Consider the following 2,285-nt stretch of genomic DNA (forward strand, 5'->3'; position numbering starts at 1 on the left):
TCGGCCATCTTGGTCAGGCCCAGGTTGATCGCGTCGGCCAGGATCGTGGTCAGCAGCAGGTTCTTGTCCTTGGCCAGGTCGCCCGACTTCAGATGCGTGAAGTGCCGGGTGAAGCCCGTCCATTCGTCCACCTCCAGCAGCAGTTCGGTGATCTTGACGTGCGGCAGGATCATCGCCGTCTGGTCAATCAGGGCCTGCGCAGTGTCGGGTACCGCCGCATCAAGCGGCGTGATTTTCAGGCCCGATTCGGTGATGATGGCGTCTGGCAGGTCATTGGCCAGTGCCATGCGGTTGACGGTGGCGAGCTGCATTTCCAGCAGCGTCAGCCGGTCGTGCAGGTACTGGTCGCAGTCGGTGGCCACGGCCAGCGGCAATTCGCTGGCCCGCTTTAGGCTGGCGAATTTCGCGGGCGGCACCAGGTAGTCCTCGAAGTCCTTGAACTGGCGCGAACCCTGCACCCATATGTCGCCGGAGCGCAGCGCGTTCTTCAGCTCCGACAGCGCGCACAGTTCGTAGTAGCGCCGGTCGATGCCGGCGTCGGTCATCACCAGCTTCTGCCAGCGCGGCTTGATGAAGTCTGTCGGCGCGTCGGCAGGCACCTTGCGGGCGTTGTCGCTGTTCATGCCGCGCAGCACGTCGATGGCCTCCAGCACGTCCTTGGCGGCGGGCGCGGCCCGCAGCTTGAGCACGTCGAGGAATTCCGGCGCGTAGCGGCGCAGCGTGGCGTAGCTCTCGCCGATGCGGTGCAGGAAATCGAAGTCCTCAGGCTGCGCGAGCCGCTGCGCCTCGGTGACGCTCTCGGCGAAGGCGTCCCAGGACATGACGGCCTCGATGGCGGCGAACGGATCGCGGCCCGATTGCTTGGCCTCGATCAGTGCCTGACCGATGCGGCCGAACAGCCGCACCTTGGCGTTGATCGCCTTGCCGGATGCCTGGAACTGCTGCTGATGCTTGTTCTTGGCGGCGTTGAACAGCTTGCCCAGGATGCGGTCATGCAGGTCGATGATTTCGTCGGTAACGGTGGCCATGCCCTCAATGGCGAGCGCCACCAGGGTCGCGTAGCGGCGCTGCGGCTCGAACTTGGCCAGGTCGGCAGGCGTCATCTGGCCGCCCTCGCGGGCGATCTTGAGCAGCCGGTTCTGGTGAACCAGCCGCTCGATGCCGGAAGGCAGGTCGAGTGCCTGCCACGCCTTGAGGCGTTTGATGTGTTCGAGCATGTGCCGCGAGTTCGGCTTAGCGGGCGACTGGCGCAGCCAGGCAAGCCAGGTCGTTTGGCCGTTGTCCCGGCGCTTGAGCAGATCGTCGAGGCGGCGGCGATGCCCGTCCGACAGCGGCTCGGTCAAGGCGTCGTAGATGCGCCGGTTGGCGCGGGTGATTGCTTCGGCACAGACGCGCTCGATGACATCCAGCGTCGGAATGATGATGTGCCGGTGGCGCAGCGCATCGAGGACGCTGGCGGCCAGCACGATGCCCTTGTCGGTCTGCAAGGCCAGCTCGGTCGTGGCATGGACGGCCTGCCGATAGTGCGCCAGGCCGAACGGCTCCATGCCCAGGTACGCCCGCAGTTCGAGCAGATGCTCGCGCCGGGTTTCCTCCCGCTCAGCATACTGCGGCCAACACACCGGGTCGAGCCGCAGTTGCCGTCCGATCCATTGCAGCAGGGACATCGGCACCGCGGCGTCGGGAAGCAGGCCCTGACCGGGGAAGCGCAGCAAGCACAACTGCACCGCGACACCCAGTCGGTTCGCATCCCCACGTCGCTGGCGAATCAGTGACAGGTCGGCCTCGCTGAACGTGTAGTGCCGGATCAATTCATCTTCGGTATCGGGTAACGCTAGCAGGCTTGCCCGCTCGGCGGCGGTCAGAATGGAGCGTCGGGGCATGGTCAGTCGTCCGTTCTCAGGTATTGGTAGAGGGTTTCGCGGCTGATGCCGAACTCGCGGGCGAGCTGGGCTTTCTGCTCGCCGGCAGCGGCCCGTCGGCGCAGCTCGGCGACCCGCTCCGGCGAGAGCGCCTTCTTTCGACCCCGGTACGCACCGCGCTGCTTGGCGAGCGCGATGCCCTCGCGCTGCCGTTCACGGATCAAGGCCCGCTCGAACTCGGCGAACGCGCCCATCACCGACAGCATCAGGTTCGCCATCGGCGAGTCCTCGCCAGTGAAGGTCAGGCTCTCCTTGACGAACTCGATGCGCACACCGCGCTGAGTGAGCTTCTGCACCAGGCGGCGCAGGTGGCACTGTTGCAAAGTTAGCGATGAGGCAGCCTTTTGTCTTATTCAAAGGCCT

1 protein-coding gene and 1 pseudogene are annotated in these 2,285 nt (G+C 65.5%); both read right to left on the reverse strand.

Annotation, left to right across the window (positions count from 1 at the left end; genetic code table 11):
* Positions 1 to 1,883, reverse strand: a 1,883-nt coding sequence (locus HX884_RS26125; protein WP_178329013.1) for a Tn3 family transposase, incomplete at its 3' end; no start/stop codon positions are given.
* A gap of 2 nt (positions 1,884 to 1,885) precedes the next feature.
* A pseudogene (locus HX884_RS26130) lies at positions 1,886 to 2,230 on the reverse strand (recombinase family protein); the annotation flags it as partial.
* Positions 2,231 to 2,285 lie beyond the last annotated feature (55 nt).

This window comes from Enterobacter sp. SECR19-1250 (assembly GCF_013391025.1).
Lineage (GTDB): Bacteria > Pseudomonadota > Gammaproteobacteria > Enterobacterales > Enterobacteriaceae > Enterobacter > Enterobacter cloacae.